Here is a 24,739-nt window from a genome sequence, read left to right as displayed (position 1 = left end):
GTGCATAGTGGAGTTCGCGATCGTGGGCGCCGGCATGGCCGGCGCTTTCCTGGCGCTTTCGCTGGGCAGGCAAGGGCATACGGTCACGGTGTACGACCGTCGTCCGGACCCCCGCGAGACAGCCAGCGCGGTGACGTCGATGAATCTAGGGCTGTCACGGCGCGGCCTGGCGGCGTTGGACCGGCTCGGGCTGTCGGAGGAAGTGCGGCGGCTCGTGGTGCCGATGCAGGGCCGGATGCTGCACAACACCGATGGCGGGCTGCGGTTCTCGGCGTACGGCGAGGGCGGCATCCTGGCCATCCAGCGCCAGGACCTGAGCGCGCTGCTGGTGGAGGAAGCCAGCCGGGTACCCGGCGTGCGATTCGTGTTCGACACGCGCTGCACGGGGATGGACCGCGACCTGCCCTCGGTGTCCTTTGTGGACCCGAACGGGCAGGCGCTCGTGGTGAAGCCGGATGTCGTGGTGGGCGCGGACGGCGCGTTTTCGGCCGTCCGCCGGTTCATGCACCACGAGCAGCGTGCGGAGTTCTCGCAGAACTACCTCGAATGGGGCTGGCGCGAACTCCACATCCCGGCGGCGGCCGACGACTCCCACCGCATGGCGGACGACGTCTTCCACCTCTGGCCCCGCGGCGACATCATGATGTTCGCCCACCCCAACCGCGACGGCTCCTTCACCTGTTCCTGCGTCCTCCCGTTCCACGGCACGCACGGCTTCGACTCGCTGCGGACGGCTTCGGACGTGGAATCGTTGTTCCGCGAGTACTTCCCCGACGTCCTGTCGCTGGTTCCCGACCTCGGCGAGACGTTCCTGCGGCAACCGACCTTCAACCTCGTCACCGTCAGCACCGCGCCGTGGACCTACGAGGGCAAGGTGGTGCTGATCGGCGACGCCTGCCACGCCGTCTATCCGTTCCTGGCACAGGGGATGAACTCGGCCTTCGAGGACGCGCTGGAGCTGACGGAGAGCCTCGCCCATCATCCGAACAGCACCTCGTCGGCGCTGACGAGGTACTACTCCCGCCGCAAGCCGAACACCGATGCCCTGGCGACCATGTCCCACCGCAACTTCGCCGAGCTCCGCGACACCGTGCGCTCGCCGGCGGTCCGTCTGGAACGCGCTTGCGACACCGTGCTGGAGAAGGTTCTCCGCCACCGCTGGATGCCTCTGCACGCGATGGTCACCAACACCACGGTCCCGTATGCCAAGGCGCTGCACCGGGCGACCCGCCAGCATCGCATCCTGAAGTACTCGGCCGCGGCCGCTCTCTCGGCCGTCGCCGCGGCCGCCGTCCGGCGGCTGCGCCGCTGAAGGCGCGACTAGCGCGTGAAGGCCCCCTTCCCTCAGCTGAGGGAAGGGGGCCTTCACGCGTGAGAGCAACGCTACGGACGAACCTCGATGCGGATCAGGCCCGCGGCCTTCTCCGCGCGCCGCAACGCTTCGGCCGGGCTGTCCGCGACGGCCATCACCAGCCCCGTCCGGTCCCACGAGCTGCGCAGCCCGGAGAACCGGTGGCCGGGTTTGACCTGGATGTCCACCAGGAACACGCCTTCCGCCTGACGGGCCTCCTCGAGTCCCAGCACGGCGTCGATCACTCCCGGCTCCATCGGGACGAACCGGACGGCGGCTCCGCCCGTGGCGCGGCGAGGCAGCTCTGGCAGCGGCTCGCCGCGCATCATCATGAAGTACGAACGCAGCAGTTCCATCGAATAGGCGCGGTCGATGACCTCCATGATGCCGTCCCCGGCGATCCGGCCCGCGCATTCCACCAGATACGGCACACCGTCGGAGACGATCCACTCGCAGTGCAGGATGCCGTCGGCGAACCCGACGGCCGCGACGACGCGATCGGTCTGCTCCGCCAGTGTCTCGGCGAGGTCGCCGGGAATGTCGGCCGGGACGATATGCGCCAGCTCCACCGGCCGCGGGCCGGGGTAGAGCTGCTTGCCGGTGACGTTGGCGAACAGCCGCCGCCCACCGCGGACGAGCATCTCGACGCTGTACTCGGGCCCGGGCACGTACCGCTCGACCAGCATGGACAGTTCCATCGGCCGGTCGGGTACGAAGATGCCCTCGTCCTGCTCGACACAGCTCGTCCAGGCCTGCTCGGCTTCGGCCGGGTCACGGACGATCTGCGTGCCGACCGCGGCCTGCCGGTTCGCCGGTTTGAGCACCACCGGGCCCGGATGGGCGGCCATGAACGCCAGCACTTCCGCCGGGCCGGTCACCGTGGCGCACTCCGGATTGGCCAGCCCGGCGGCCGCGCTGACCTTGCGCAGCAAGGCTTTGTCCCGCAGGATCTGCGCGGCGCCGAGGCTCGCGCCCGGCAGGCCGTAGCGTTCGGCGAGCCGGGCGGCGAACGGGGTGGCGTACTCGATCAGCGGCACCACCGCGACCGGGTCGAGGTCGCGGTGGGTGGCGTAGAACTCGTCGGCCGTGCCGGGACTGGCGTATTCCCAGCCGATCAGTTCACGGACCAGCGGGGACCCGTCCAGTCTCGCGCGCAGATCCCGTTTCCGGATCACGTCCGGCTCTTCGACGAGGATGACCGAACCGTCGGGTTCGGCGCCGGTGAGTGCCATCAGCACCGGCGTCACGAACCCGACGATCAGGATGGGTCGCTCACGCATCGAGCTCGGACTCGGTCTTGGGCTTGTCCACGATGCCGAGCATGAACCGCATGGAAGGCTTGGCACCGACCAGGTGCGCGCCGACCGTCTGGGTGACCCGGTCCCTCGCGGTCGGGTGCATGGCCATCGTCATCGAGTCCCGGAGCCACCGGTTCATCGGGTCGCCCGACCTGATCGCCGCGGTGCCGAGCAGATCGCAGAGCCGCTGCACGACCCGCTTGGACATCTGGAACGCCTGCCAGCCGGTCAGTGCCGGCGCGACCCGCTCGTCGGGGGTGAGATCGTCCAGCGTGCCGATCCCGTCGGCGGTGACCTCCCACTGCCGTTCCAGCGCCCGGTAGACCCCGGCGCGCGTCGTGCTGTAGTCGGCCTCGCATTCGGCCAGCGTGATCTGGATGTGCTCGTTGTCCTTCCAGGCGACGCCGCTCATCCGCCAGGGCGAGCCTTTCAGCATGTCGACCCGTTCCATGGTGAGGCCGCGGACGTAGTCCAGCGCGGCCCTCGCCACGCCGAGCGGCACCCCGCACATGCTGCGCTGGATCACGTCCGGCTGCACGTGCGGTCCGTTGGGGACCTTGGGGTTGTCGAAGGTCAGGGTGTGGTTCTCCGGGACGAACACGTCGGTGATCTTGTAGTCACTGCTGCCGGAACCGCACAGGCCGAGGGTGTACCAGTTGTCGACCGATTCGATCTGGTCGCCCGGCACCATGAACAGGCGCGACTCGTGCGGGTTGCTGCCGTCCGGGCTGGCGTAGGGCTCGCCGTTCTCGAACACCATGGCGCCGGAGGCGACCCATTCGGCGTGGGTCGAACCGCTGCCGAAGCCCCACCGGCCGGTGAGCCGGTAGCCGCCGGGAACGCGCTCCGCGTGCCCCGTCACCGGCAGCACCCCCGCGGAGTGCATGTCGATGCTGGTGAACATCCGGCGCGCCTCCTCCTGGTCGAGGAAGTTGGCGTGCAAGCCGATGTCCGAGCCGAGCTTGGCGCACCAGCCGACGGACGCGTCGCCCCAGGACAGGGCTTCGATCACCTCGGTCTGCTCCATCGAGGTCATGTGCGGGCCGCCCCATTCCCGGGTGAAGCCGATCCGGAACGCGCCGGAGTCGCGCAGCAGCTCGACCACGTCCGCGGGCAGGCTCCGGTTCTTCTCGATCTCCGCGGCCCGCTCACGCAGGATCGGCGCGAGCGCTTTCGCGTTCGCGAGGATCTGCGCGCCGGTCAGCGGCACATCGGTGCGGACGGGCTCGGTCATGGTCATGCGGAAACTCCCTCGTGTTCGTCGACGTCGAGCAGCCCGGCGGGCATCTCGAACGCGGTACCGGGTTCTGGTGGGTCCACCGGATCGGCGTCGACCCGCACCAGGGCGGCAGCCGTATCCAGTCGCTGGGCACAGGTTTCACGGTCCTCGGCCTCGCACACCACGAACGAGTGCCGGGCGAGGTAGCCGCCGGGCGGCAGCCGCAGGGTGGTCCCCGGGTCGATCATCGGTGACGCGAAGACCAGGCCCGGCACCGTTTCCCGATCGGACGGGACGGTGACCCCGTGGACGAGGCAGTCGTGGTCCGGGTAGCCGAACCGGATACCGGCGACCACGTCCCGGGTGGGGGCGATGACCGGCCGGTGCCCGGTCGCGACGGCGAACAGGATCTCGCCGGGGTCGAGACCGGTGGCCGTCCTGCCGAGGAACGGGATCAGGTCGCCGCCGAGGCGGCCGTTGATCTCGATGATCAGCGGCCCGCGGTCGGTCAGCCGGACTTCGGAATGGGTGATGCCGTCCTCCACGCCGAGCGCGCGGTGGGCCTTGGCCAGGACGTCCATCAGGACGGTGTCGTGCAGCAGCGGATCGCCGGCGTCGACGACGTGCCCGATCTCCTCGAAGTACGGCTGGTCGCCGGTTTCCTTACGGGCCACGAACATCGGCAGGTACTCGCCCTTGTACACGGCGGCGTCGATGCTGATCTCCGGCCCGGAGACGTAACCTTCCACGATCGCGCCGCCGCCGTAGCGGCTCTGGTCGACGGTGGCCGCGCCCATCGCGACACCGAACGCGGCGTCCACTTCGGACTCGTCGGCGGCGTACACCACGCCGATGCTCGCGCCCATCGCCCTCGGTTTGAGCACCACCGGGTATCCGATCCGGGCGGCCGCCGCACGTGCCTCTTCGAGGCCGGTGGTCAAGGCGTAGCCCGGTTGCAGCAGTCCTTCGGCGGTCAGCACGGCGCGGGTGCGGTTCTTGTCGCGGCAACCGCGGACGCCGTCCACGCTCAACCCGGGTACCCCGAGTTCGGCGGCGAGTTCGCCCGCGGCGAGCACGACCGGCTCGTCCCAGCACATCAGGCCGACGATCCGGTGCCGTCCGGCGACCTCACGGGCGGCGGCGAGCATCTCGTCCGCGTCGAACACGTCGGTGTGGACGATCTCGTCGAAGTAGGCGTGCTGCCAGGTGGGTTTGAGATTGTTCAGCAGCACCAAGCCGATTCCGGCCGCGCGGGCGCACCGGTGGATGGACGAGACCAGGTATTCGCGATACAGCTTCAGTCCGCTGCCGATGACCAGCAGCACGCCGTTCGATTCGTTCATGGTCGCTCTCCCACGACTTCCGGCTCGGGTTCGGCCACAGGCTCCGGCACGGGAGGCTGTTTGAGGCCGTAGATGTGCATCGATCCGGCGATGACGGACAGCACCGCGCAGAAGCCCCAGAACGCCGGACCGCCGAACTCGCTCCAGAGGAACAGCCCCAGGATCGGGCCCAAGGTCGCGGCCACACCGGACAACGTTTCCTTCGTCGCGATGTACCGGCTTCTCACCTCGACCGGGAACGTGGCGGGATGGGCGGCCGTGCTCGGTCCGTGGATCATCAGCCCGGACACCGCCAGCAGCGCGCCGGCGACCACGAAGAACGGATGCTGCGCGATCAGCCCGTAGAGGGTGAACGCCACCGCGCTGACCAGGTTGCCGAACAGTCCGGCGAGGTACTTCGGGATCCGGACGATGTAGGTGGTGATCTTCAGTTCACAGGTGATCAGCACGACCGAGGAGATCACCAGGACCGTGCTGTACAGGCCGACCGGATGGCCGGCGGCGACGATGTTCAACGGCAGCACCGCGACCGACCCGGCGTAGATCATCATGCCGAACACGCCTGCCACCAGGTAACACAGGAACCGGGTGTCCCGGACCAGCTTCCCGTACACCTCGCGAGCGCTCAGGGCCGGAACCGGTGTGCCGCCGGGCTCGGCGTCGTGGCGGGTCGCGGTTTGCTTCGGCAGCAACACGAACGCCAGCAGCGCCCACAGCGCCGCGGTCGCTCCGTCCAGCCAGAACAGCAGGTCCCAGTTCACCTGGATGACCACGGCGGCGATCAGCGGTGCCACGGCCGCGCCCATGTTCAGCGCGATGCGCATCATCGAGAAGCCCATGACCTTGTGCTCTTCCGGCATGAGCTCGGCGAGCAGCACCGCCGCCGCCGGCCGGTAGGCCTGGATCGACAGCCCGGACAACGCGATCACCGCGAGCAGTAGCGGAGGCGTGCCCGAGACCAGCGGGATCGACGCGACGAGCGGTGCCGCGCACGTCATCACCGTCACGATCGTCGCGCGGCCGCCGAACCGGTGGGTCAGCTCGCCACCGAGCATGGCGCCGAAGATCGCCCCCACGCTGTACGCGGCGAGGCAGACCCCGGCGAAGCCGACCGAGGTGCCCCGGAAGGTCAGATACAGGATCAAGAACGTCTGGACGAACGCGCCCAGCTGGTTGACCAGCATGCCGCCGAGCAGATACCTGACCGGGGCGGGGGTGGACCGCAGCACCGCGAAGACGCCGGTCCTCGTGTCGCCGGTCATGCCGCCGTGCCCGTCATCGAACGCTCGGCCTGGCCACGGCCGCATCGGCCGACCGGCGCCGCGCCGATCGCCGGTACGCCGATTCCTTGGTCAGTCACACAGCCACCTCCATTTGTCCGATACCCGCGGTGGTTCACGAAACGCACCGGCGCGGGCCCAGTCCATGGGAGGGACAGCGAGCGTTGCCGAGATGGCCGACCGGTGCCCAAAGGCTAGGTTCGGATCTTTCCCGGCAGGTAGGGGAACTCTTCCCGACGGATGGGGAAATACGGGGCCGGTGGCGGTGTCGCGAAAGCCACTTTCGGGACATCAGACGTCGCGAAAGTGGCTTTCGCGACGTCTGGGGTGGCCGTCGGCGCTGGACCGGTTGTTCAGCACCCCGCGTCGGTGAGGCGGGCGGGCCGGTCGGCGAGCGGGCCGCCCGCGCGGAGCAGGGTTCCCAGGGTTTCGAGCGGTTCGGGGACGACGGTGTACCAGCTCCAGGTTCCGCGTCGTTCCCGCACGAGGATGCCGGCGGAGACCAGCACGCGCAGGTGATGACTGAGCGAGGGCTGGGGCATGTCGAATTCTTCGGCCAGGTCGCAGAAACACGCCTCGCCACCGGGGGAGTGCCGCACCAGCGACAGCAGCCGGATCCGCACGGGATCCGACAACGCCTTGAACAGCTTCGCGGCCGTCTCGGCGTCACCGGGATCGACGACCGCCGCGGGGGCGGCCATCAGCAGGGTCAGTTTCTCGCTCGTCACGACCCTCCCTTCACACCTGGCATCCCACCATACCCGTTGGATTGACAAATCTCGATCCAGTCTCCTAGGTTGCATCGGCGAACTTCGATCCAGTCTCGAGGAGATGGCATGACCCGCACGCCCGAAGTGCTGTTCGTCTGCGTGCACAACGCCGGGAGGTCCCAGCTGGCCGCCGCGCTGGTGCGGCACTACTCGCTCGGCCGGATCGCCGTCCGGTCCGCGGGGTCCGAACCCGCCGAGGCGGTGAACCCCGCCGCCGCGGCCGCGCTCGCGGAGTGGGACTTGGACATCACCGCCGAGATTCCGGTCAAACTGTCCACAGAGGACGTCGAAGCCTCCGACGTGGTGATCACCATGGGCTGCGGTGACACCTGCCCCGTGTTCCCCGGCAAGCGTTACCTCGACTGGCCGCTCGAAGACCCGGCGGGTCGGGGAGTGGACGCCGTCCGCCCGATCCGCGACGAGATCGACCGCCGCGTCCGCCGCCTGGTCACCGAAATCCTCGACACCCCCAAGGATCCCGCGTGACCCAAACCGCCGATGTCGTGCGCAAACTGTCCTTTCTCGACCGTTATCTGCCGGTGTGGATCGTCGCCGCCATGGTGGCCGGACTGGTGCTGGGCGGCGTGATCCCCGGACTGCAAGGGGTGCTGGACGCGGTGAAGATCGGGCAGGTGTCGCTGCCGATCGCGCTCGGTCTGCTGCTGATGATGTACCCGGTCCTCGCGAAGGTCCGCTACGACAGGCTGCACACCGTCACCCGTGACCGGCGCACCATGGTGCTTTCCTTGGTGCTCAACTGGATTCTCGGTCCGGCGCTGATGTTCGCGCTCGCCTGGCTGATGCTGCCGGACCTTCCCGAGTACCGGACCGGGCTGATCATCGTCGGGCTGGCCCGCTGTATCGCGATGGTGATCATCTGGAACGACCTCGCCTGCGGTGACCGCGAGGCCGCGGCGGTGCTGGTCGCGCTGAACTCGGTCTTCCAGGTGATCATGTTCGGTGTGCTCGGCTGGTTCTACCTCGACCTGCTGCCCGGTTGGCTGGGTCTGGACACGACGACGCTGGACTTCTCACCGTGGGAGATAGCGCTGAGCGTGATCATCTTTCTCGGTATCCCGCTCGCCGCCGGCTACCTCTCCCGCCGCGCCGGGGAGCGCGCCAAGGGCCGTGAGTGGTACGAGAGCACGTTCCTGCCCAAGATCGGCCCGGTCGCGCTGTACGGCCTGCTGTTCACCATCGTGATCCTTTTCGCGCTGCAAGGCGAGAACATCACCTCGCGGCCACTCGACGTCGCCCGGATCGCGCTGCCGCTGCTGGTGTACTTCGCGGTCATGTGGGTCGGCGGCTACTCGCTGGGCAAGGCTTCGGGCCTGTCCTACGAGCGAACGACGACACTGGCGTTCACCGCCGCGGGCAACAACTTCGAACTCGCGATCGCCGTCGCGATCGGCGTCTTCGGCGTGACCTCCGGGCAGGCTCTCGCCGGTGTCGTCGGCCCGCTGATCGAAGTACCGGTGCTGGTCGGCCTGGTCTACGTCAGCCTGTGGCTGCGGAAACGCTGGCCTGTCAGCGGCTCGTGACCCCGAGCGAGAGGGCCACCGGCTCCGGTGCCGCGCAACAGCCTCCGGCGGCCGGTGCGTCGTCCGGCTCGTCGAACAGGCCGGCGCCGCCGCAGACGCCGGTTTCGGCCATCCGGAGCTCCACGCGGGCGGCGGCTTCGTGGTCACCGGCGAGCTCGGCGGCGATGCTGCGCACCTGTTCGTAGCCGGTCATGGCGAGGAAGGTCGGCGCCCGGCCGTAACTCTTCATGCCCGCGAGGTAGAAGTCCTTCTCCGGGTGGGCGAGTTCCTTGGCGCCGTGCGGGTACACGGTTCCGCACGAGTGCACGTTCGGATCGATCAGCGGCGCGAGCGCGACCGGCGCCTGCAGGGTCGGGTCCAGTTCCAGCCGGATCTCCGAGAGCCAGGTCAGATCGGGGCGGAACCCGGACAGGGTCACCACTTCGTCGACCTGGCCGAGCCGCTGCCCGGCGGAGGAGAGCAGCGACAGCCGCCCGTCGCCGTCGCGTTCGACAGCCTCGGTGCGGAACCCGGTCACGACCGTGATCAGTCCCGCGTCCACCGCGGCCCGCGCGCGCAGGCCGAGAGCGCCCCGGGCGGGAAGCTGGTCGGCGTCGCCGCCGCCGAAGGTGTCGCCGACCGAACCGCGGCGCAGCACCCAGCTGATCCGCGTACTCGCCGAGTCCTTCGCCAGGCCGGACAACGCGACCAGCGCGGTCAGCGCCGAATGCCCGCTGCCCGCGACCACCACATGCTTGCCCGCGTAGCGCGCCCGCACGGTCTCGTCGCCCAGATCCGGGACCCGGTAGCCGATCCGGTCCGCCGCGGTTCGCTCTCCGGCGGCTGGAAGTCCTTCCCCGCCAAGGGGATTCGGGGTTGTCCAGGTCCCCGACGCGTCGATCACCGCCCGCGCCGCGATCCGCTCCTCCGAACCGTCGGCGGAGCGGACGTGCACGGTGAACGGCTCGTCGTCCCGGCCGCTGTCCACCACCCGGTCCCGGCCGCGACGTGCCACTCCGGTCACCTCGGCGCCGAACCGCACCCGGTCAGACAGCGCTTCCGCCAGCGGCCGCAGATACGACCCGGCCCAGTCCGAACCCGTCGGACAAGCCTCGGAATCGGGCCTCGTCCAGCCGGTCTTCTCCAGCAGCCGCCCGGCCGCCGGAGCGACGAGCTCGGACCAAGGGGAGAACAGCCGGACGTGATTCCACGCCGCCACCGCCGCGCCCGCTCGCGGGCCGCGCTCCAGTACGAGTGGCTCAAGACCCCGTTCCACCAGCTCGGCGGCCGCCGCCAGTCCCACCGGGCCCGCTCCGATCACTACGACAGGAAGCTCGTTCATCCCCATGCCCCTTTCATCGATCACGCTCGATTGAGTCGATGCGGGGACTGTATCGATGGCCATCGATTGACGCAACCATCGATTCTGGTCGATACTGTGTGCCATGACCTCGGTGGTGCCCGTTCCCCTAGTCGGCCTCCTGCCCGAACAGGAAGCCGCGACCTACGCCGGATGGTTCGCCTGCCTGGCCGAGCCGATGCGGGTGAAACTGCTGCACGCGGTCGCGACCTCGCCCCGCGGCCTGACCGTCGGAGCCCTGACCGAGATCCTTGGGACCAGCCAGTCGACGTGCTCGCATCATGTCCGGAAGCTGGCCGAGGTCGGTTTCCTGCACCTGCGCAAGGAGGGCACCGCGACCGTCGTCACGATCAACCAGGCCTGCTGCAGCGGTCTCCCGCACGCGGCCGACGCCGTCATGGGTCTGCTCGCCCCTCGGCCCTGCTGCCCGGACAACGTGCCTGACGACGTCACCGTGCGCCCGATGATCGACGACGACGCGGAGACGTTACGACGGATTTCCGGTGAAGATGTCGCCGCCGAATTCGACGTTCAAGGATTGCCGGATCACCAATGGGTCGCGGAAAGCGATGGTGAAGTCGTCGGCTGGGCCGTCGCGGCCCCGATTTCGTCGCGTGCTCGTCATCGAGGTGTCGCCGAGACCATCGTCCATGTCGTCGAAAGCCACCGCGGCCGCGGCGTCGGAAAGGCTCTGATCCACAAACAGGTCACCGAAGCCGACGCCGCCGGGATCCGGACGTTGCAAACCTCCGTCTTCACCGATGACCGCGCGAGCATCGCCCTGTATCGCAGCGCCGGTTACCGCACCGTGGGCATCCGCGAACGCATCGCCCGGCGTGGCGATGTCTGGCACGACACCGTTTTCCTCGAACGTCGCAGTGAGGTCGACTGTTGAGCGGGAAGAGAATGGTGCGCGGACTTCGCATCCCACACTTTCGAACTTCCTCTCAAAGGAAGCGTCAAATCGCGTCTCACGGGTATTGCTGCGCGTAACCATTCACGGCCTGCCGGCGACTAGTTCAGGAACGGCGGCCGGAGGGTGGGATGAAAATCGCCATTCGCGACAACGGCGGGGAACGGCGATCGGGGTCGTCGGAGCGCGACTATTCGTCTCCTCGCTCCGCGAGCTGTTCGGCCACGGCTTCGCCCCGGGGAGTGGCGTACCAGCCCTTCGACCGGCCGAGCCGGGTTTTGACGACCAGGCCGCGCTCCAGGAGCATCTTTCCGCTGCGGCTGATCTGCGCTTCGTGGACCTTGAGCCGATCACAGACGTCAGAACTGGTGATGTGTGGTTCGCGGTGCACCAGCACGAGCATCTTGGCCGCCCAGGACTTCGGGTCCAGGGTGTCGGCCAGCGCCGCCTGCTCCGCCCGGTCGAGCGCGGCTTGTGCCACCTCGGCCAATCCCATGACGACGGCCTCGAGTCGCATGGTGTGGCCGCCCGGTTGCAGTCGCATCCCCGCGTTCTGGAAGGCACGCAACGCCGAGCTCAGTGACGGAATGTCCGCGAGCAGGGCGGCGTCGACCAGCCATCTGCCCACCGCGGCCGCCCAGCGGTCGACCGCCGCGTGGTCGCCGAGCACCTTTCCCTCACCGGTCTCTTCTTTCAGCTTCGTCGCCCAGGCCTCGAAGCCTCGGGATACCCCCTCGGCGGTGGGCCTCAGGCTCGCCGGTGTCGTGTCCGGTACGGCTGTCGCAGTCGAGGGCATGGGCTCTCCACCTCCAGAATCAAGGAAGTGTTAAGTATGGATCCTGCCGACGAGTTCGTCAACCTCTACGACGAGCTCAAGAAAGTGCACGGGGACACGCTCAGCGAGTGGTCGGTGCGCGACAGTGTCCAGGCCGTCAAGGAAGCCGTGCGAAACGAGGTGCGGGCGACGGGCTTCCTTTCCGCGGAGTGGATCTCCGACTCCCCGGACGATCCGACGAGTTTCGGCATTCTGCTCGGTCTCGACCTCGCGCTCCTCGACGCCAACGCCGACACGTCCTACCTGGGTTTCCGGGCACTCGACTACCTTCAGGTGCGGCTGGAGATGAACGGCAGGCTCAACGACCAGACCGGGGGCATCCTGCTGCCCCGCCGTACTTCCCCCTGCCGTCCGAACGAGGACGCGGAGGATCTCGACGATTTCCTCCAGTTGTTGCGGATCCCGCCTTATGTCAGCGCCAATCTGCAGATTTCCCGGGTCCCCGCCGTCCGCGACCTGCCGCGGCCGGACGGGCGCGGCCTGCTCAGGATCGCGCAGTTGCCCCTGCTGGCCGACCCGGCGGACTTGCGCTGGGAGCCCGATCATCCCGACGGTGGGTTCTACACCGTCGGGCCCGTCAGCACGCGACTCGACGACCGGATCGCGAGGGCGCTGAACGTTCTCGACAAGAGCGGGGCGGTGTTGGCGATCCTTCCGGAGGGTTGCCTGGACGACAGCCTCCTCGAACGATGGCGTGAGCTGCTCCGCGCCACGCCGCGGCCCGAAGGAAGCTCGCTCACCTGGCTCCTGCTGGGAACCGGTCCGGTGATCGGTGTGGGACCTCATCCGGCCAGCAGTCGTCCGCCGAACCGCGCCGTCCTCGTCCATCGCAACGGCTGGGTCGAGCCGATGCTCACCCAGGACAAGATGTCGGGATTCTGCTTCACGGTGGGGAAACAGAAGGAGTACGAGGTCGAACTCGGCGGGGTCAAACGCGACGAACGCATCTCCCACGATTCCCTGATCACCGTGCTCGACTCCCGCGCGGGGCGGTTCGCCGTCCAGGTGTGCGAGGACTTCACCCGCCCGGCGCGGCGCCTGCACCTCGTCGCGGCCGGGGTCACCCACCTTCTCGTCCCGGTCCTCGCGGCCCCGATGTGGAAGCAGGGATGGCAGGCGGGAGCGGGTCAAGTGCTGACCGTGCACCTCGGGGCGAAAGCGGCGGTGAGCAACGGACTCGCGATCACGCGCTTCTACCGAGAGAAGAAAAGCGGGACGTACGGCCCTTTCGAAATCGAGTATCCGGCGACCACGTTGCTCACCACCGCCGGCCCGTCGGGCCGGCCTGACGAATATCTGACGACCGACGACATGGTCAAGGAGTACCGGAACCCGGAGGCCAGGCGGCAGCAGGCACTCGAGGACGCTTTGACGCCCCGGCTGGCCGAGTGGTGATCATCCCGCTAGGGCCGGGTGAGGTTGTCCATGATCAGGCCGAGGGTGAAGTCGAACCGGTCGTGCCCGGTGCCGGAGGTCAACGCGTCGGCGTGGCGCCTGGTCTGCGGAAACGCGTCGGCCGGCAGGGCCGCGAACCGGCGTAGCAGCTCCTCGCGGCTGAGAACCCACTCCTGCTCCGGGTCTTTCCGCCGTTGCTGGACGAGTGACTGCTCCAAGGCGTAGGCGCTGACGTAGAGGGAAAGGGCGTCGAGTGCCCAGGCGGCGGTCTGCGGTTCGATGCCCCCGGCGAGCAGGATCGTCAGGAGCCCTTCGCGTACCTGCAGCGTGTGAAGGTTGGTGGGGACCGTGCCCAGCGCGGCACGGGAGACACCGGGGTACTTCAGGTACTGGTCGCGGATCTGCGTGTAGACGTCGCGGATCTGCTGTCGCCACCGCGCCGGATCCGGTTCGGGGAGCACGACCCCGGCATAGAGCCGGCCGACGAGCAGATCGTCGATGTCGTCCTTGTTGACGATGTGCGCGTACAGCGACGACGGCCCGGCGCCGAGCACCGCGGCGACCCGGCGGATGGTCAGGGCGTCGTAGCCCTCGGTGGCCACGACCTGCAATGCGGCGTCGGTGATCCGGTCGACCGTGATGGGCTTCTTGCGCGGCGGCGACGTCGCGGAATCCCCGGTGGGCTGGGCGTGACGAGCTGCTCGGCGTTGCCGGGGGTCGGAGGGCATGCCGGTCACTCTAGCTTGACGCGAACTTAGTTCGCTGTGTAGAACTTAGTTCGTTAGCGGCGAACTAAGTTCGATTCGGAGGCGTGTGATGCGAGTTTCAGTTGCCGGAGCCGGTCTGGGAGGTCTCTGCCTGGCGCAGGGTCTGCGCGGCGCCGGCATCGAGGCCGAGGTCTACGAGCGGGATCCGGCGATCACCGCGCGGTTCCAGGGCTACCGGCTCGTGCTGAACCCGGCGGGGTTCGAAGCGGTGCGCGCCTGCCTGCCGCCGCGCTGGCATCCACTGCTGGACGCGATCGTCGGTGACGCCTACGGCGAGCGCCTGATCCTGGACCGGCACCTGAACAAGATCGGTGAGCTCGGCCCCGGCAGGACCGGCACCGTGGTCGACCGGCACGTGCTCCGGCATCTGCTGCTGACCGGGCTCCGGGTACGGACCGGTGCCGGGGTGACCGGCTACGACGTACTGCCCGGCGGCAAGGTTTCCGCCCGCCTCGCGCACGGTGACCCGGTGACCGCCGATCTGCTGGTCGGGGCGGACGGGGTCGGCTCCGCCGTCCGCGCGGCGCTGGCACCGCGGATCACCCCGACCGACACAGGTGTCCGGTTCGTCATCGGCCGCACGCCGCTGACCGAACGCTTAACCGAACTTTCGCGGGCTTTCGGCTCGAAGATCGCCGGGGACGGGGTGAGCCTGCTGCTCGGGGCGATGCGGTTCCGCACCCCGCCGAAGGAGGCGGCCGAGCGGCTGGCGCCCGAGGTGACCCTTCCCGATGTCCGTGACTACGTGCGCTGGGCGATGATCCTGCCGACCGGTCCGCTCGGCGCAGCGACCCCGCAAGACGCCGCTCTGTCCAGGATGGACGGTTGGCATCCGGAACTCCGGGCGCTCGTCGAGCAGTCCGATCCGGACAACAGCACCCTCCTGTCCATCCGTGTGGTCGAGCCCCGCGAGCGCTGGGCGCCGGGTCCGGTCACCCTGCTCGGTGACGCGATCCACGCCACCTCGCCGACCGGCGGCAACGGCGCGAACACCGCCCTGCGCGACGCCGATCTGCTGCGCCGCTGCCTGATCGAGGCCGCGGAGGGCCGACAGGACCTTCTCGGCGCTGTCGGTGACTACGAGCGGCAGATGTTCGCTTATGGTGCCGAGGCCGTGCGCCACAGCCTGGACGCGCTTCCCGCCTATGTCCCGAACTCGTGAGTGGTAAGGACGGTTCTAACCGTCCTTACCACTCACGAGCGGTCACGCGGTGACGAGCGACAAACCGTAGGTCTGCAGGATCTCGTTCACCGGCTGGAACCAGGTTTCGCCGCCGGAGCCACAGTTGCCCCAGCCGCCGGAGGTGACGCCCTGCGCCTGGTCGCCGGTGATGAAGGAGCCACCGGAGTCGCCGGGTTCCGCGCAGACGTTGGTGCGGGTCATCTGGTGGACCGCGCCTTGCGAGTAGTTGACGGTCTCGTTGTGCCCCAGCACGGTGCCGCAGTGCCAGTGCGTCGTCGAGCCCGACCGGCACACCGAGGTGCCGACGGGGGCGACCCACGAACCCCGGACGAGTGCGTCGCTCACCGTGCCCCAGCCGAGGACGACCGGCGCGGTCCACCAGCCGTTGCCGATCCGGATGAACGCGTAGTCGTTGCCGGGGAAGGAAGAACCGGCGAAGTTGCCCATCGCCGAGCCGTCCCAGCCGACGACCGGACTGCCGTTGCCGCCGCAGTGGCCGGCGCTGACGAATCCGCCGTGGACGGAGAAACCGATCGAGCAGCGGGTGTTGCCGTTGATGTAGTACGGGTCGCCGCCGACGGTGCCCGCCGCGAACGGTTCGGCCTTCGGCGCGGTGACCACCGTGACCGGACCGGCTTTCCTGGCCCTGGCCAGGAAGTCATCGATGTCAGGGCCGTGCGCGCCTGGCCGGACGGCGACCACGACACTGCCGCTGCGGGGGTCGGCACGCCAGCCGCTGACCGCCGCGGGGGCGGGCCTGCTCTGGGCCGACAAGTCGATTTCGGCCTTCGCGGCGTCGAGTTTCGCCGCGCTGATGGCGGCGGTGGCGGGTTCGGCACCGGCCCGCCGGACGGCGGAAGCCGCCGCGGGGTCGGTCACCCCGACGACGAGTTTGCCGCGGGCCGGATCGAACCAGGCGCCGCCGAACGCCGCACCGGCGGCCTGCTGGGCGGCGGGCAGCACGCGTGAGGCGGTCATTTCCTGGGCGAGCCGGGTTTCGGCTTGTGCGGCGGTGAGCCCCAGATCCCGCTGCATGGCGGTGATCAGTCCGGGGGAAGCCAGCGCGACGGGGGCGAGGGCGGCGGAAGTGAGGCTCGCGGTCAGGACGGCGGCTCCGCCGAGTGCCAGGGCGATTCTTCGACGCATGGGATCCTCCAGGGCCGGGGGAAAGAAACACACTGCTCGCAGAGTGTGCGGCCGAGGACTGCGGAAGGGCGAGAAATGTCCGGTCTTCTGTCCGAAATTCGCCGAAGCGAACGGCCGGTCGGAGTAACGAGTGGCCGTGTCCGGTGCGTCGAGCGGCGCACGCGGCGTCGAGAGGGGAGGAGCCGGGCGGCGTACCCGCCTGGCAAGAATACGATCCGGGAATCGTCCTCGAATGACAAGAACAATCGGATCCCGGTCGCCTGAATCGATACGAATACGTTGGTGTGTTGTTGACCGGTTCGGGCCGCCGTAACGTTTTCCCGGATTTTGTCATTCCTTTTCCAGAATTCCTGACCGGAGGATTTCCATGACGCGCGTTTCGTCCGTAAGACCTTTTGCCAGGATCGCCGCCGTTCTCGTCTTCGCCGGAGCAGCGGTCACCTTGCCCGCCGTTTCGGCGAGCGCCGCGCCGCTCGCCGGACCGGTGACCAAGGACCTGACTTTCACCTGCGAAATGCCGCTCATCGGAGCGCAGCCTGTCGCCGCGAAGGTGACAGCGACCTTTCCCGAGGCGGTGACCGCGGGCTCTCCGATCGATGTCACCGGCTTTTCGGTGGCCGTTTCCCTCGACGGGGACAGCGTCACCGCGCTGAATCTGATCGGCGCGGCGACGATCGAAGGAACGGCGTCGGCCAACGTCGACGTCGACTACAACGGCACTGAACTCGGTGTCACGCTCAACGGCCTGGGTTTCCCGGTCACCGCCGTACCGCAGGACGGCCCGCTGGCACTCAGTATCACCGGCCCGATCCCCGGGCTCACCGTGAAGAAGCCCGGTTCGGTCGCCTTCGCGGTGGGCGGCGCCTTCACCGGGAAGGTCACGCCGAGGCACGCGGACGGGACGCCGACGGACCTCGGCACGTTCGACCTGCCGTGCGGCATCGCCCCCGGCCAGGACGCCTCGCTCGCGACCGTGACGGTGAACTGACCCGGTTCCCGGCGCCCCTGCGTACCCCCGCAGGGGCGCTAAGCGGATGATCACCGGCTCCAGTAAGTTGCCGGACATGACCGCGTCGCCGGTGGAAGTCCCGGAGCAGGTGCTGCGCACCTCGATCGTCGAGCGGTTGTTCGCTCGCGAGACCGACCCGCGCCCGCTGTTCACGCATCAGGATCACGGCGCGGGCGTGGACACCACGGTCACCTGGGCGGAGTTCGTCTCCCGGGTCAGGGAAGTCGCGGGGGAGCTGGGCCGGGTCACGCGTCCGGGTGATCGCGTCGCCGTGCTGACCGGCCAAGACCTGAACTACCCCCTCGCGTTCTTCGGAGCACTCGCCGCGGGGCTGGTGGCCGTGCCGTTGATGGCGCCGGGCAGCCCCGCGCAGCGGGGCAGGCTCGCCGGTGTGCTGGAGGACTGCGGTGCCCGGGTCTGGCTGACGTCGTCGGCTGCCGCCGCGAAGACGCGGGAAGCCGGGACGCCCGAACATCTTCTCGTGGTCGACGAGCTTTCCGGGCCGGGCGCGGATCCGCTCCCGGTCACGCCCGAGGGTCCCGCCTACCTCCAGTACACGTCCGGGTCGACGCGGGAGCCCGCCGGTGCCGTGATCCCGCATCGGGCGGTCACCGCGGCCTGCTGGCAGGCGAGTCAGGCCTACGCGGTCGACGAGGGGACCACTTGTGCGGGCTGGATCCCGTTCTTCCACGACATGGGCTTGATCCAGCTTCTTTGCCTGCCGGTCTTCGCGGGCGCGCGGTCGGTGTTCATGTCACCCGCCGAGTTCGTGCACCGGCCCGCGAGGTGGCTGCGTCAGCTCGCCGATCACCCGGCCGTGTTCACCGCCGCGCCGAACTTCGCGTTCGACCTGGCCGCCGACGCCGCGGAAGACGCCGGGGACGATCTGGACCTTTCCGACGTGCGGATCGCGCTCAACGGCGCCGAACCGGTCCAACCGCGCACGGTCGCGCGCTTCCGGGAGGTGTTCGGCCCGCGCGGGTTCCGGCCCGAAGCCCACCGTCCGTCCTACGGTCTGGCCGAGGCCACGGTGTACGTGGCGAGCGCGGGCGCGGAAGGACCGCGGGGCGCGGTGTTCGACAGGGAGGCCCTCGCGCAGGGGCGCGCGGTCGAGGTGCCGGACGGTCAGGAGCTCGTCTCGGTCGGCCGTCCGCTCGGGCAGCGGGTGCGGATCGTCCGCGACGGTGTCGCGCAGCCCGACGGCCTGGCCGGGGAGATCTGGATCCACGGCCCGAACGTCGCGGCCGGTTACTGGGGCCGTGGCGACGCCGCCGCGTTCGGCGGGGAACTCGAGGGCGACGACGGCTGGCTGCGCACCGGCGACCTCGGCGTCGTCCACCGCGGCGACCTCTACATCACCGGCAGGCTCAAAGACCTCATCGTCATCGACGGCCGCAACTTTCACCCGCAGGACATCGAAGCGGTGGCGGGTGAAGCGCATCCGGCGATCCGCCGCGACCGCGTCGCCGCTTTCGGGGTGGCGGACGAAATGGGTGAAGGGGCGATGTTGGTAGCCGAATGGGCAAAGAACGCCGAAGCCGATGTCAAAGAAGTCACCCGGATGGTATTACGCGCGGTGTCACGTGAACATGATCTGACGTTGCGATCGGTACGTCTGGTTCCCTCCGGTGACCTTCCGCGCACTTCCAGTGGCAAGGTGGCGCGGGCGGCGGCCAAGGCGCGTTATAGTCGGCGCCGTGGGTGATCACCGCGCGGAGGTCGTGAAGGTCGTCAGCGAGACTTTTCGGCTTGATCCCGCCGAAATCGAGCCGGACGCACCGCTCGAAGAGCTGGGCATCGACTCAAAGGGACGGATAAAACTCCTGTCGGCGCTGGAGATCTACCACGACGTGAGGATTGATCTGGACCAGCTCGACCGGTTCACCGACATCGGGTCGGTGGCCGAAGTGCTCACAGAGGCACTCGGCGATAAAGCCGACGGATCCGACGAAAGGCGCTGAAAAGAATGAGCGGGGGCTTCACCGCGGCGACCGATGCGCTTTCAACGGCATCGAAGGACATCGGCAAGCTGACGGAACAGTTGCTCGAAGACAATCCTGATCTGTCGAGCACACCGGTGAACGCGGCGGGCTTCGGCCAGGCTCACGGCGACCACTCGAAGAAGTACACCGACGGCGTGGCGGCGCTGTGGGCCTCGGTCCAGGGCTACAGCAAAACGCTCGGCTCGTTCGGCACGAACCTCGGCACCGCGGGCAACACTTACGGTGCCAACGAGGACGAGACGAAGAACAAGATCACCAAGACGGGGACGCGCTAGTGGCCGACGAACTCACCTGGACCGAAGTCAAGGCCGTCCTCGACGACCCGAGCGTGCCGCCCGGTAACAAGACGGCGCTCATCGGCTCGTGGATCAAGACGCATCCGGCGCCGCCCCCGTGGGGCGGGGTCGAGGAGCCGGAAGAGATCAAGCAGAAGCGCAAGGAAGCCGAAAAGTACGCGCAGACCTTCAACGCCCTTCCGTTCATGCCGTACGACGGCGACACCAAAAAGATCTACGGTGGCGCGAAGGCGGCAGGCGATCAGGCCAGCTTCACCCAGAAGGAAGAGACGAAGGCCGTCAACGACGGCGACAAGAAGCTGGACGGCACAAAGGAACCCACGCCGGAAGGCGGCGGGACCAAGACGTCGGACGAGATCTTCGACGCCGCCGTACCCGCGCTCAAGGTCTTCCAGACCTTCGGTTCACTGCTGGCGAAGCTCCCGGAGGACTGCCGGGGGACCAGCCGCGCGCTCGACTTCGAGAAGGACATCAAGAAGCCGTTCGACGAGCAGCGCGGCATCAACTTCAAGAACTTCGTCGACGACGCCGCGCACTTCAAAACGGGCTCGAAGACCGTCGAGAAGGCCATCGACGACACCGGGTCCCAGCTGAACACCCTGTACGGGACCTGGACCGGAAAGGCCGCGGACGCTTCGTCGGAGAACTACAACGAGAAGATCCATCCCAAGGCCAAGAAACTCGCCCAGACGCTGAACACCGCCGGCGAAGCGACGCTGCACACCACCACCACGGTGTTCAAGCTCTGCAAGGAGAAGGCCGACCAGGTCGTCAAGGGTTACAAAGAGGTGGTGGGTAAGGCCGACTTCGCGATGGCGCAGAAGGTCGTCGCCATCGCCGCCGGTGAGAAGAGCGGCAAGGAAGACCTCGGCGCGATCGCGGGCTGGATGGACGCCAACTTCGGCTCCAACCTCGTGCAGCAGTTGAACAACGACGGCTGCTGCGACGACGACGAGTTCAAGAAGGCGGGCCAGAACCTCGCCAAGCAGTGGATCCAGAGGCAGTTCATCCCGGAGATGTGGACCGCCATCTACCTGGGCTTCGAGAAGAACTGCAAGGAAACCAAGGATTTCGTCAACCAGGCCTATGACGAACTCGACAAGGTGATGGGCAAGGTCAAGAACGAGTTCGAAGGCGCGGGCGCCGACGGCAAGGGCGGCGCGGGCGGTCCCGGCGGTGGCACGGGTGGCGGACCCGGCGGCCAGGGCAACGGCGGACCGGACTTCACCGGCGGTTCCGGCGACGGCAAGGGCGGTTCCGGCAGCGGCGGTCCTGGTGGCGGCTCCGGCGATGGCACCGGCTCATCGGGCCAGAAGCCGCCGCCCGTTCCGGATGTGAAGATCCCCGAAGGTGGTTCCGGCGGTGGACCCGGTGGCGGTCCGGAGAGTTCGGGCGGCGGCACGGGTGGCGGCTCGGGCACCGGCGGTTCCGGTTCGGGTGGCGGCAACGGCCCGGCGGACCCGCCCAAGCCTCCGCCGATCCCGGACGTGAAGATCCCCGACAGCGGAGCCGGCGGCGGATCGCCGGGTGGCGGTTCCAGCGGTGGCTCCGGTGGCGGTCCGGAAGGCAAGGACGAGACGTCCCCCTCGGGTTCCGCTCCGCCGTCGAATACCGGCGACGAGCAGCGGGCCGCGGCCGAAGAAGCGAAGAAGCAGGCCGCAGCAGCGGCCGAGAACGCGAAGAAGCAGGCTTCCGAGGCACTGGGCAAGCTGGGCGACGGTCCCACCGGCGCGGATCTCGGCGGTTCCGGCGGATCCGGTCCGGGTGGTTCCGGTCCGGGCGGCGGTGGCGGCACGGATCCCGCGTCCGAAGCCAAGGCAGCGGCCGAGAAGGCGACCGAAGAAGCGAAGAAGCAGGCTTCCGAAGCGCTCGACAAACTCGGTGACGCCCCTGGCGGTACGGGCGAAACCGATTCCAAGGAAGCCGCCGAGAAGGCCGCCGAGGACGCGAAGAAGAAGGCATCCGAAGCGCTGGACAAGCTCGGCGACGACATGCCGGGTGCGGACGGCGACAAGCTGACCGACGACAAGACCAAGGACGGCGAGAAGGCCGAAGACGGCGAACGCGAAACCCTCAAGGTCAAGCAGGGCGACAAGACCTTCGAGATGACCGAGCCGGACAAAGACGGCGAGATGGAGATCAAGGTCGGCGACGGTTCGGGGCCTGCCAAGGACTTCAAGCTCGACTGGACCGGCGACGAGTCGAAGCTGGGCGACGCTCCCGATGGCGACGGCAAGAAGGACGACGTCCACCGCCCCGGGGCGGACGGCAAGATCCACATCCAGGACGGCGATGTGAAGATCACCGCCGAACGTCCCGACGGCCCGTCCGGGCCGACGGTCGTCACCGTCGACGACGGCACCGGGAAACCGACCACGTACACCCTCGGCGAGGACAAGGATCCCTCGGACACGCACAAGCCCTCATCCGAGGCCAAGCCCCTCACCGGGACGACGCAGCCCGAGCACCGTGCGCCGCTCACCCCGCATCAGGGTGGCGGGGGAACCGTCCCCGACGGTATCCGCGCCGGTGACCTCGACGGCGGTGGCGGTGGCGGTGGCAGCCACGGCGGCGGCGGAGGCGGCGGCCACGCCGGTGGCGGCGGCGCGGGGATCGCGGCCCCGTTCGAAACCGCGACCCCCGTGAGCGGGCAGCCGTCGTCGTTGACCGAAGGCGTGCACACCGGAGGCGGGGCGCATCAGCCGCAACCCGTGCCCGCGGGCGCCCCGTCCGCTCCGGTGAGCGGATCGACCGGCCAGTCGTTCGGCGGCGGCGCGATGCCGCCGATGGGCGGCATGGGTGGTGGCGGCCAGGGTGGCGGCGGTGACCAGGAACGGTCCAACCGGGCGTACCGGATCGAGGGCGAGGTGTTCGACCAGATCAACGAACCCACCGGCCGGATCACCGGTTCGCTGCTGGACGATGAGGATCAGCCGGTCACCCGCAGGCGGTAAGCCGAGGCAGGAGAGAAACAGATGAGCGCCGATGACACCGCCGGGATGAAGGCGACCCTGGACGGTCTGGTCCGCGAGCAGTCGGAGCGCCGGGCCCTGCGGGACAAGAAGGCCGACGAGATCAAGGCGAGCTCGCAGGAGTTCATGACCAAGCAGGTCCAGACCGCCCAGCGCTACGTCGAGCACCGGCGTGAGCTGGGGGAGCGCAAGACGAAGTCCGGTTGGAGCACCGACCGGTCGCACGCGGAGCCCGGGAACTCGTCGGCGTTCGACGGCGCCCCTGCCTTCGAGGACCCCGCGGCTCCGTTCACCTCGGAGCCGCCCGCCCGCGTGGGGCGGGACACCCCTCGGCGCGCTCCTCGTCGTCCGGCTCCGGTGGACGACGAGGACGACGCCTTCCTCAACAACCGCTGGCGCGAGTGACTTCGCCCCGGCGGCGAACCTCAACCCCGAGCGGGACTTCCCATCGATGTTCGAGCCGGTGCACGGTTCCGCTCCCGACATCGCCGGGCAGGGCAAGGCCAACCCGCTGGGCGCCTTGCGGTCCGCGGCCATGATGCTCGACCACCTGGGACACCCCGAGGCGAGCGAGGAACTGATGGCCGCCGCTTTCGGCGCGCTGGCCGACGGCGTCAGTACCGCAGACCTCGGCGGGACCGCGGACACCGTTCAGGTACACGCGCGCGGTGCTGGACCGGGTCGGTGGACATGGTCGTGGCTAGGACTGCTCCTTCGACCTGCGGGCATGCCGAGGGGCCCGTCGCCGGTGTGGCGGGCGGGCTCCTCGGGTCAGACAGTGCAGTTACGCCGGGGTCTTCGTAACGGGTCCAAGTACTGGGGTGGGATGAACTCCGGTAGCCCGTCGGTCGCCATGTGGACTTGCCAGTCGCCGTAGTGGATCAGGCGGTGGTGGAAGCCGCAGAGCAGCACGAGGTTGCGGAGGTCGGTGGGTCCGCCGTCTGCCCAGTGGTGGATGTGGTGGGCGTGGCAGTTCTTCGGCCGTCGATGACACCCGGGGAACGCACACCCCCGATCACGGATGTTCAAAGCGCGGCGTTGGCCGGGGGTGACGAACCGTCTCAGTCGTCCCACGTCCAGCGGCTCACCCGCGGCGTTGAGTACGACGGGGAGCATGAGGCAGTCGCAGGCTGCCATCCGTGCCTCGCGGGCGGTCATGGTTCCGACGAAGTCCACACACGCCATACCCAGGCCCGTTTTCAGCTCGTCGAGGCCGATGGTGACGTGGATCAGGGTGCGGTAGCCGTTGGTGCTGGGCTGGTCCGGGCACGCAACCGCGAGATCCACCAGGTCGACCCACGCGTCACCCTGACGCTCAGCCTTCGTGCGCAGATCGGCTTGGCCGAACTCGTCCATCGGGCGAGGCTTGGCGTAAGCCTCGAGTGCCGCGGCGGTCCGGGCCCCTGACTCGTCGTCGAGGAGGCCGTTCAGTTTCCAGTAGCCGTCTTTGCGGCGTTCGAGGGTGAGTTCGCGGCGGGGTTGGGCGGGTTCGGGGTCTTTGGGTTCTTTGCCGTCCGGGTCGAGCCAGCCCAGCAGTTGGTCCCCGAGGTCCGATATCTGCTGGGGTCCGGCCTTTCGGGCGAGGTCGGCGAGGGTTGTCTCCGCGTGTTCCCGATCCTCCACCGATACCTCGGCGGGGATTTTCCGGAGGATCTCCACGATCTGCTTGATCCGTTCCTCGCCGATCGCGCCGTCCGCCGCCGCAGCAGCGGTCGCCGGTGCGAAGGCCGGGATCTCCGTGCCATCCAAGCCACGCGTGGGATTCAGATCGATAGCGCGATTCACATACGGACGCGCTTCGCCCTGGCTCAGTCCGGCGATATCGGCGAACCACGCCACCGTTGTCCCGTAACCGTATAAGTCTTTCGCGCCACGAGAATCAATCTCCGCCAGATACCGCCCCAAACCGGCGGAGGCGACCCGCACCACCTGCAAGAACTGTTGCACGCCATGGGCAAGCTCCAGCTTGCCAGCGCGCCACAACTCCTGCGGCAACTCGGGAACAAAGGTCTCGGACACCCCACAATAATACCGCACATCTATCGAACAGGTGTTCGTAATTTTAAGCAACAAGGGGGT

General features: G+C 68.6%; 23 protein-coding genes. 13 read left to right on the top strand and 10 right to left on the bottom strand.

Annotated elements, in window-relative coordinates:
* The first annotated feature begins 7 nt into the window (after nucleotides 1–7).
* Nucleotides 8–1,312 (top strand): FAD-dependent oxidoreductase, encoded by a 1,305-nt coding sequence (locus BKN51_RS19720; RefSeq protein WP_101609040.1) that lies wholly within the window; start codon nucleotides 8–10, stop codon nucleotides 1,310–1,312.
* Nucleotides 1,313–1,383: 71 nt separating this feature from the next.
* On the opposite strand, the gene BKN51_RS19715 is transcribed toward BKN51_RS19720, so the two are convergent.
* From BKN51_RS19715 to BKN51_RS19695, 5 genes are all read right to left on the bottom strand, one after another.
* Nucleotides 1,384–2,631 (bottom strand): ATP-grasp domain-containing protein, encoded by a 1,248-nt coding sequence (locus BKN51_RS19715; protein ID WP_101609039.1) that lies wholly within the window; start codon nucleotides 2,629–2,631, stop codon nucleotides 1,384–1,386.
* Complete coding sequence (locus BKN51_RS19710) at nucleotides 2,624–3,889, bottom strand: acyl-CoA dehydrogenase family protein (protein ID WP_101609038.1); 1,266 nt, start codon at nucleotides 3,887–3,889, stop codon at nucleotides 2,624–2,626. Before BKN51_RS19710 ends, BKN51_RS19715 begins: the two co-directional genes overlap by 8 nt.
* Nucleotides 3,886–5,211 carry an ATP-grasp domain-containing protein gene (locus BKN51_RS19705; RefSeq protein WP_101609037.1) on the bottom strand — a complete coding sequence of 442 codons (1,326 nt, stop codon included), beginning with the start codon at nucleotides 5,209–5,211 and terminating at the stop codon, nucleotides 3,886–3,888. The genes BKN51_RS19710 and BKN51_RS19705 overlap by 4 nt, the downstream gene beginning before the upstream one ends.
* The gene (locus BKN51_RS19700; RefSeq protein ID WP_101609036.1) at nucleotides 5,208–6,473 is read right to left on the bottom strand and encodes an MFS transporter; all 1,266 of its coding nucleotides are present in this window, start codon (nucleotides 6,471–6,473) and stop codon (nucleotides 5,208–5,210) included. Before BKN51_RS19700 ends, BKN51_RS19705 begins: the two co-directional genes overlap by 4 nt.
* Before the next feature lie 371 nt (nucleotides 6,474–6,844).
* Nucleotides 6,845–7,219: an ArsR/SmtB family transcription factor gene (locus tag BKN51_RS19695; protein ID WP_233224276.1), complete on the bottom strand. Its 375-nt coding sequence runs from the start codon at nucleotides 7,217–7,219 to the stop codon at nucleotides 6,845–6,847.
* A gap of 108 nt (nucleotides 7,220–7,327) precedes the next feature.
* Here BKN51_RS19695 and BKN51_RS19690 point away from each other — a divergent pair, with 108 nt between their 5' ends.
* Both BKN51_RS19690 and arsB read left to right on the top strand, forming a co-directional pair.
* Nucleotides 7,328–7,747: an arsenate reductase/protein-tyrosine-phosphatase family protein gene (locus BKN51_RS19690; RefSeq protein WP_101609035.1), complete on the top strand. Its 420-nt coding sequence runs from the start codon at nucleotides 7,328–7,330 to the stop codon at nucleotides 7,745–7,747.
* A complete protein-coding gene (gene arsB / locus BKN51_RS19685; RefSeq protein WP_101609034.1) occupies nucleotides 7,744–8,802 on the top strand; it encodes an ACR3 family arsenite efflux transporter in 1,059 nt (352 codons plus the stop codon). Before BKN51_RS19690 ends, arsB begins: the two co-directional genes overlap by 4 nt.
* Here the strand turns inward: arsB and BKN51_RS19680 are convergent.
* Nucleotides 8,789–10,123, bottom strand: coding sequence for an FAD-dependent oxidoreductase (locus BKN51_RS19680; protein WP_101613328.1), 1,335 nt, complete (start codon nucleotides 10,121–10,123; stop codon nucleotides 8,789–8,791). The genes arsB and BKN51_RS19680 overlap by 14 nt on opposite strands.
* Nucleotides 10,124–10,226: 103 nt before the next feature.
* On the opposite strand from BKN51_RS19680, the gene BKN51_RS19675 reads away from it, so the two are divergent.
* Nucleotides 10,227–11,036, top strand: a complete 810-nt coding sequence (locus BKN51_RS19675) for a helix-turn-helix domain-containing GNAT family N-acetyltransferase (RefSeq protein ID WP_101609033.1) — start codon at nucleotides 10,227–10,229, stop codon at nucleotides 11,034–11,036.
* A gap of 208 nt (nucleotides 11,037–11,244) precedes the next feature.
* Here BKN51_RS19675 and BKN51_RS19670 read toward each other — a convergent pair whose 3' ends face one another.
* Nucleotides 11,245–11,850 (bottom strand): MarR family transcriptional regulator, encoded by a 606-nt coding sequence (locus BKN51_RS19670; RefSeq protein WP_101609032.1) that lies wholly within the window; start codon nucleotides 11,848–11,850, stop codon nucleotides 11,245–11,247.
* A gap of 36 nt (nucleotides 11,851–11,886) precedes the next feature.
* On the opposite strand from BKN51_RS19670, the gene BKN51_RS19665 reads away from it, so the two are divergent.
* Nucleotides 11,887–13,284 (top strand): hypothetical protein, encoded by a 1,398-nt coding sequence (locus tag BKN51_RS19665; protein WP_101609031.1) that lies wholly within the window; start codon nucleotides 11,887–11,889, stop codon nucleotides 13,282–13,284.
* A gap of 8 nt (nucleotides 13,285–13,292) precedes the next feature.
* Here BKN51_RS19665 and BKN51_RS19660 read toward each other — a convergent pair whose 3' ends face one another.
* Nucleotides 13,293–14,021: a TetR/AcrR family transcriptional regulator gene (locus tag BKN51_RS19660; protein ID WP_101609030.1), complete on the bottom strand. Its 729-nt coding sequence runs from the start codon at nucleotides 14,019–14,021 to the stop codon at nucleotides 13,293–13,295.
* A 79-nt stretch (nucleotides 14,022–14,100) separates the two neighbouring features.
* On the opposite strand from BKN51_RS19660, the gene BKN51_RS19655 reads away from it, so the two are divergent.
* A complete protein-coding gene (locus tag BKN51_RS19655) occupies nucleotides 14,101–15,213 on the top strand; it encodes an FAD-dependent oxidoreductase (protein ID WP_101609029.1) in 1,113 nt (370 codons plus the stop codon).
* A 42-nt stretch (nucleotides 15,214–15,255) separates the two neighbouring features.
* On the opposite strand, the gene BKN51_RS19650 is transcribed toward BKN51_RS19655, so the two are convergent.
* Nucleotides 15,256–16,380: a S1 family peptidase gene (locus tag BKN51_RS19650; RefSeq protein WP_101609028.1), complete on the bottom strand. Its 1,125-nt coding sequence runs from the start codon at nucleotides 16,378–16,380 to the stop codon at nucleotides 15,256–15,258.
* Between the two features lie 367 nt (nucleotides 16,381–16,747).
* On the opposite strand from BKN51_RS19650, the gene BKN51_RS19645 reads away from it, so the two are divergent.
* The 7 genes from BKN51_RS19645 (at nucleotide 16,748) to BKN51_RS44340 (ending at nucleotide 23,537) form a co-directional block, all read left to right on the top strand.
* Nucleotides 16,748–17,368 carry a DUF6801 domain-containing protein gene (locus BKN51_RS19645; protein WP_101609027.1) on the top strand — a complete coding sequence of 207 codons (621 nt, stop codon included), beginning with the start codon at nucleotides 16,748–16,750 and terminating at the stop codon, nucleotides 17,366–17,368.
* Between the two features lie 76 nt (nucleotides 17,369–17,444).
* Nucleotides 17,445–19,094 (top strand): fatty acyl-AMP ligase, encoded by a 1,650-nt coding sequence (locus BKN51_RS19640; RefSeq protein WP_168214360.1) that lies wholly within the window; start codon nucleotides 17,445–17,447, stop codon nucleotides 19,092–19,094.
* Entirely contained in the window at nucleotides 19,087–19,350 is a 264-nt protein-coding gene (locus tag BKN51_RS19635; protein ID WP_168214359.1) for an acyl carrier protein, read from the top strand. The genes BKN51_RS19640 and BKN51_RS19635 overlap by 8 nt, the downstream gene beginning before the upstream one ends.
* A gap of 5 nt (nucleotides 19,351–19,355) precedes the next feature.
* Nucleotides 19,356–19,667, top strand: a complete 312-nt coding sequence (locus BKN51_RS19630; protein WP_101609025.1) for a hypothetical protein — start codon at nucleotides 19,356–19,358, stop codon at nucleotides 19,665–19,667.
* Complete coding sequence (locus BKN51_RS44700) at nucleotides 19,667–22,642, top strand: WXG100 family type VII secretion target (protein WP_101609024.1); 2,976 nt, start codon at nucleotides 19,667–19,669, stop codon at nucleotides 22,640–22,642. Before BKN51_RS19630 ends, BKN51_RS44700 begins: the two co-directional genes overlap by 1 nt.
* A 21-nt stretch (nucleotides 22,643–22,663) precedes the next feature.
* Entirely contained in the window at nucleotides 22,664–23,065 is a 402-nt protein-coding gene (locus BKN51_RS19620) for a hypothetical protein (protein WP_101609023.1), read from the top strand.
* Between the two features lie 46 nt (nucleotides 23,066–23,111).
* Nucleotides 23,112–23,537: an isocitrate/isopropylmalate family dehydrogenase gene (locus BKN51_RS44340; protein WP_233224277.1), complete on the top strand. Its 426-nt coding sequence runs from the start codon at nucleotides 23,112–23,114 to the stop codon at nucleotides 23,535–23,537.
* Here the strand turns inward: BKN51_RS44340 and BKN51_RS19610 are convergent.
* Nucleotides 23,432–24,679, bottom strand: coding sequence for an HNH endonuclease signature motif containing protein (locus BKN51_RS19610; protein WP_101609022.1), 1,248 nt, complete (start codon nucleotides 24,677–24,679; stop codon nucleotides 23,432–23,434). The genes BKN51_RS44340 and BKN51_RS19610 overlap by 106 nt on opposite strands.
* Between the last annotated feature and the right edge of the window lie 60 nt (nucleotides 24,680–24,739).

The organism is Amycolatopsis sp. BJA-103 (genome assembly GCF_002849735.1).
Classification (GTDB): domain Bacteria; phylum Actinomycetota; class Actinomycetes; order Mycobacteriales; family Pseudonocardiaceae; genus Amycolatopsis.
The sequence above is the reverse complement of the archived record's forward strand: the minus strand, read 5'-3'. Positions and strand labels throughout refer to the sequence as shown.